The organism is Methyloceanibacter sp. (assembly GCF_035650995.1).
Taxonomy (GTDB): domain Bacteria; phylum Pseudomonadota; class Alphaproteobacteria; order Rhizobiales; family Methyloligellaceae; genus Methyloceanibacter.
Genome location: NZ_DASRGO010000107.1, coordinates 1 through 4,445 on the forward strand (window position 1 = coordinate 1; position 4,445 = coordinate 4,445).

The 4,445-nt window shown below is 67.3% G+C and carries 8 protein-coding genes; 7 read left to right on the forward strand and 1 reads right to left on the reverse strand.

Annotated features, from left to right (window positions below; translation table 11 throughout):
• The 7 genes from VFB18_RS08285 to VFB18_RS08315 all read left to right on the forward strand — a co-directional run.
• A partial coding sequence (locus VFB18_RS08285) for a NifU family protein (protein WP_324973462.1) occupies positions 1 to 174 on the forward strand: 174 nt, incomplete at its 5' end.
• Positions 171 to 761, forward strand: coding sequence for a malonic semialdehyde reductase (locus VFB18_RS08290; RefSeq protein ID WP_324973442.1), 591 nt, complete (start codon positions 171 to 173; stop codon positions 759 to 761). The genes VFB18_RS08285 and VFB18_RS08290, both read left to right, overlap by 4 nt.
• A 9-nt stretch (positions 762 to 770) precedes the next feature.
• Complete coding sequence (gene tsaB, locus VFB18_RS08295; RefSeq protein WP_324973444.1) at positions 771 to 1,460, forward strand: tRNA (adenosine(37)-N6)-threonylcarbamoyltransferase complex dimerization subunit type 1 TsaB; 690 nt, start codon at positions 771 to 773, stop codon at positions 1,458 to 1,460.
• Positions 1,460 to 2,002 carry a GNAT family N-acetyltransferase gene (locus VFB18_RS08300; RefSeq protein ID WP_324973447.1) on the forward strand — a complete coding sequence of 181 codons (543 nt, stop codon included), beginning with the start codon at positions 1,460 to 1,462 and terminating at the stop codon, positions 2,000 to 2,002. Before tsaB ends, VFB18_RS08300 begins: the two co-directional genes overlap by 1 nt.
• Positions 1,968 to 2,405 carry a Fur family transcriptional regulator gene (locus VFB18_RS08305; protein ID WP_324973450.1) on the forward strand — a complete coding sequence of 146 codons (438 nt, stop codon included), beginning with the start codon at positions 1,968 to 1,970 and terminating at the stop codon, positions 2,403 to 2,405. Before VFB18_RS08300 ends, VFB18_RS08305 begins: the two co-directional genes overlap by 35 nt.
• A gap of 82 nt (positions 2,406 to 2,487) precedes the next feature.
• Complete coding sequence (locus tag VFB18_RS08310) at positions 2,488 to 2,748, forward strand: hypothetical protein (protein WP_324973453.1); 261 nt, start codon at positions 2,488 to 2,490, stop codon at positions 2,746 to 2,748.
• Between the two features lie 44 nt (positions 2,749 to 2,792).
• Positions 2,793 to 3,599, forward strand: coding sequence for a lysophospholipid acyltransferase family protein (locus VFB18_RS08315; protein WP_324973456.1), 807 nt, complete (start codon positions 2,793 to 2,795; stop codon positions 3,597 to 3,599).
• Here the strand turns inward: VFB18_RS08315 and VFB18_RS08320 are convergent.
• Positions 3,596 to 4,318: a hypothetical protein gene (locus VFB18_RS08320; protein WP_324973459.1), complete on the reverse strand. Its 723-nt coding sequence runs from the start codon at positions 4,316 to 4,318 to the stop codon at positions 3,596 to 3,598. The genes VFB18_RS08315 and VFB18_RS08320 overlap by 4 nt on opposite strands.
• Positions 4,319 to 4,445 lie beyond the last annotated feature (127 nt).

Genomic DNA, 4,445 nt, shown 5'->3' on the forward strand with positions numbered 1-4,445 from the left:
GTCGCCCAGGACGGCGGCGACATCACCTTCCAGGGCTATCGCGAGGGCGTCGTCTATCTCCATATGCGCGGCGCCTGCTCGGGCTGCCCGTCCTCGACCGCAACGCTGCGCCACGGCATCGAGAACCTGCTCCGGCACTTCATCCCCGAGGTGCAAGAGGTGCGGCCGGTTTGAGCGGGGAAATCGCCCGATCCTGTCTCGCTCAGCTTTTCCTCGACGCGCGCACGCATAATGTTTGGCGCGACGAGGACGTGCCCGACGAGCTGCTGCACGAGATCCTCGATCTCGCCAAGCTCGGGCCGACATCCGCCAATTCGAGCCCGGCGCGGTTCCTGTTCGTCAAATCGCGCGAAGCCAAGGAGCGGCTCAAGCCTCATCTCTCGGCCGGCAATCGCGACAAGACCATGAAGGCGCCGGTGTGCGCCATCGTCGGCTACGACCTCACTTTCCATCATCATCTGCCGAAGCTCTTTCCCCATACCGACGCGCGGAGCTGGTACGAGGGAAACGAGGCCAAGATCTTCGACACCGCGTTCAGAAACGGCACGCTCCAGGGCGCCTATCTCATCCTCGCGGCGCGGGCCTTGGGGCTCGATTGCGGTCCGATGTCGGGCTTCGACAATGCGGGCGTCGATCGCGAGTTTTTCGCCGGCACGAGCATCAGGTCGAACTTCCTGTGCAATCTCGGCTATGGCGATAAGGCCGCGCTGTTCCCGCGCTCGCCGCGCTTCTCCTTCGACGAGATGGCCCGCATCGTCTAGAAAGCGGCGATGAACATCCTTGCGCTGGACACGAGCATGGGCGCCTGTTCGGCGGCGCTGCTCGGCGCCGACGGGGCCGCGCGGCGTCTCTTCCTGCGCGAGGCGCTGATGGCGCGGGGACATGCCGAGGCGCTGATGCCGATGGTCGCCGAGGTGCTGGCCGAGGCGGGCATCGAAGCGCGTGACCTCGACCTGATTGCCGCGACGGAAGGGCCGGGAAGCTTTACCGGCGTGCGCATCGCCATTGCCGCGGCACGCGGACTTGCCCTTGCCACCGGCGCCAAGCTCTACGGCACCGACAGCCTGACCGTGATGGCGCGCGCGGCACTTGCCGAGGGTCTCTCGCCGGGAGGCCCGTTCGCGGTCGCGGTCGATGCGAGACGCGGCATGCTCTATCTCGGCCTGTATGGCCCCGCTGGGGCGCGGCGCGAGGGACCGCTGCTGATCGCGCCCGATCAGGCGGTGAGCCGCCTCCCGCCCGATCTTGGGCTCGCCGTCGGAAGTGGCGCCACGTTGCTCGCCGAAGCGGCGGCCGGCGGGGGACGGCGCATCGACACCGCGCTGCCCGACCTCGAGCCGAGTGCCGCCGCTCTTGCCGAGATCGCCTACGAGGCGGGCGAGACCCATGCCACGGTGCGCCCGCTCTATCTCAGGCCACCGGACGCGCGGCCGCAGCCGCCCGGCGTGATGAGACGCTGATGCCGGTCGAAATCCATATTTCCCGCGCCGGCCCGTACGATGCCACCGCAATGGCCGCGATCCACCGGACCTGTTTCGCGAAGCCCTGGGACGCGGCCGCCATGGCGCAATTCTTGGCGAGCCCGGACGTGCTCTGCCTGATGGGCTCGGTCGCCGACAGCTCGGGCGGCATCGCCGGCGGCATGCTCATCGCGCGCCGCGCCGCGGACGAAGCGGAGCTCCTGACGCTCGCGGTGGCGCCGGCATGCCGCAACGCCGGCCTCGGCACGGCGCTGCTCAAGTCCGCCATGAACCTGCTGCGGGAGGCGGGCGCCGTGCGGCTGTTCCTCGAGGTCGAGGAGGGAAACGAGGCCGCGCTTCGCCTCTACCGCTCCCTCGGGGGAGAGCCTGTGGGCAGGCGCCCGGGCTATTACGAAGGCCGCGCCGACGCCGCGATCTTCAGCCTTGCCCTTTCGCCCCCTGCCGCCGATGATGGCGCCTGTCAGCAAGAGGCTCGACCTTCGATCCATGCCCAAGGCCGCGACGAAAGAAAGCCGGCTTGAGCGGCTGTGCGCCGAGAGGGGCATGCGCATGACGGGGCAGCGGCGCACTATCGCTCGCGTCCTGTCGGAGGCCGAGGACCATCCCGATGTCGAGGAGGTCCATCGCAGAGCAAGCGCGCAAGACCCGCGCATCTCGCTCTCGACCGTCTACCGCACGGTGCGGCTGTTCGAGACCAAGGGCATCCTCGAACGCCACGAGTTCGGCGACCGGCGGCGCGCGCGCTACGAGCCCGTAGGCCACGGCCATCACGACCACCTCATCAACGTCAAGACCGGCGAGGTGATCGAGTTCCGCAACGAGCAGATCGAGAAGCTCCAGGAAAGCGTGGCGCGGGAACTCGGCTTCCGGCTGATCGGCCACCGGCTCGAGCTGTTCGGCACCCCGCTCAAGAACGGCAAGTAGCGGCCGCCCTCCCCCGTTTGACTCCGGCCCCCGCTGGCCCCACCCTGGGGAGGCGTCAAACAAGGATACGGGGGATGGCGTGATGGGACAGCACATCGTCTATGCGGCACTGGCCGCAATGATCTGCACCTCGGCGCACGCCGAGCATGCAATCGGGGCGGACGAGCCGGGCTATGAAACGGCCTATCAGCCGGCGGGCGTCCGCGAGGTTTGCTCGACGACAAATTTCGGCTACGGCGAAATCCGCACCGACTGCCGCACATTGCCGATCGCGCCGGCCAAGGCCGACCCCGCGCTCACGGGCATCTGCACGATCTATTACGGCCGCCGGACCTGCTATTGAGACCCGCCGATAACTGACAAGGGCAAAGACAACCGGCAGCTCTCATGAGAAGCGTGCGGGCCTTCCTCGTGCTGGCGGCGTTCTTTACGTTCACGCTGCCGTTGATGCCGCTCCAGCTCTTGTTCCTCAAGACGGGGTCGCGCTACGCCCGCACCTTTCCGCATTGGTATCACCGCCAAGTCTGCCGCATCGTCGGCATCGGGCTCAATGTCGAGGGCGAGATCGCGCGCGAGCAGGGCGTGCTCATCGTCTCTAATCATGTCTCCTGGCTCGACATCACCGTGCTCTCGGCGGTGGCGCCGGTATCCTTCGTGGCGAAGCAGGAGGTGGCGTCATGGCCGTTCGTGAGCTGGCTCGCCAAGCTGCAGCGTTCGGTGTTCGTCGACCGCACGCGGCGGAGCGAAGCCGGAGACAAGGCGAACGAGATTCTCAGCCGGCTCGAGGCCGGCGACCATATCGTCCTGTTCGCAGAGGGAACGTCAAGCGACGGCAATAACGTGGTGCCGTTCAAGACCGCCCTGTTCGCCGCGGCAAAGCCGGTCGGCGGACGCGCCATGGGAAGCCACGTCTCGGTGCAGACGCTCGCGCTCACCTACACCAAGATCCACGGGCTTCCGCTTTGCCGGCGCGGGCGCCACGTCGTCGCTTGGTACGGCGACATGGACATGGCGAGCCACGCCTGGAAGCTGCTCGGGCTCGGCCCCATCGACGTCCATATCCGCATCGGGCCGCCCGTGCCGCTCGACGATTTTCCCGACCGCAAGGCGCTCGCGCGCTATGCCGAGGACAAGGTCCGCAAGGACGTCGTCGAACTGTTGCGCGGACGGCCCGCTGCCCGTGCCGAGAGCTAGATCGCGCGGCGGAGGCGGATCGCGTCCATCATCGAGGCGGGCGCGAAGTTTCCGTTCGGCAGCTGGCGAATGAGCCCGGCCTTGTTGACGCTGATGAGGGCCGCGTGCACGCTGCGCTCGGCAATCTCGCCGTCCTCGAAATAGCCCTCCTGCACCGCAAGCAAGCGCAGATCGTCGCGCGACATGGCGCCCTGCTCGTTGAGCTTCCGCACCAGGAAATCGGCAAGCGGTTGCTGCGGCTGAGGCTGCTGGACGAGCGCTTCGGCTTGCGCCTGCTGGATGTGCGGGTCTTGCTGGATGTGCGGAACCTGATGCTGCGGGCGGGCCGGCATATAGGGTTGAGCATGGGTCTGGACATGCTGCGGGATGTGAGGCTGAGCCACGGCCTGAGCACGCGGCGGGGTGTGCGGCTGGGCCGCAGGCTGAACATGCACCGGCGCCTGCTGATGAGGCAGCGGCGCATGCGTTTGTGCGCGGGGCTGCGGCTGGACTTTCGGCGCCTGGGTCGGCGCCGGCGTGACCGGAATGTTGGCGAGGCGCCTCTCTTCCACCTCGAGCAGCCGGCTCACCGCATCGAACTCAGCCCTCAAGTCCGCGAGTCTGCCTTCGTGCTCTGCTCGGAGTTGCTCGACAAGGCTCTCGAATTGCGCCTCGGCTGAGTTGATCTGCTCCTCGAGCAGATTGGCACGGTCTTGCAGGTCATTCCGGATATCACGCATTGCTTGCCCCTCGTTTTCATGGCTTTGACCAACAACCGAGCGGGCTGGCAGGTGTCACGCAAGACTAATGAGGCCTGCCGGCCGCCGCGTCGGCAAGTGTTCGGATTCCTGGAACCCGGCAAAGCCT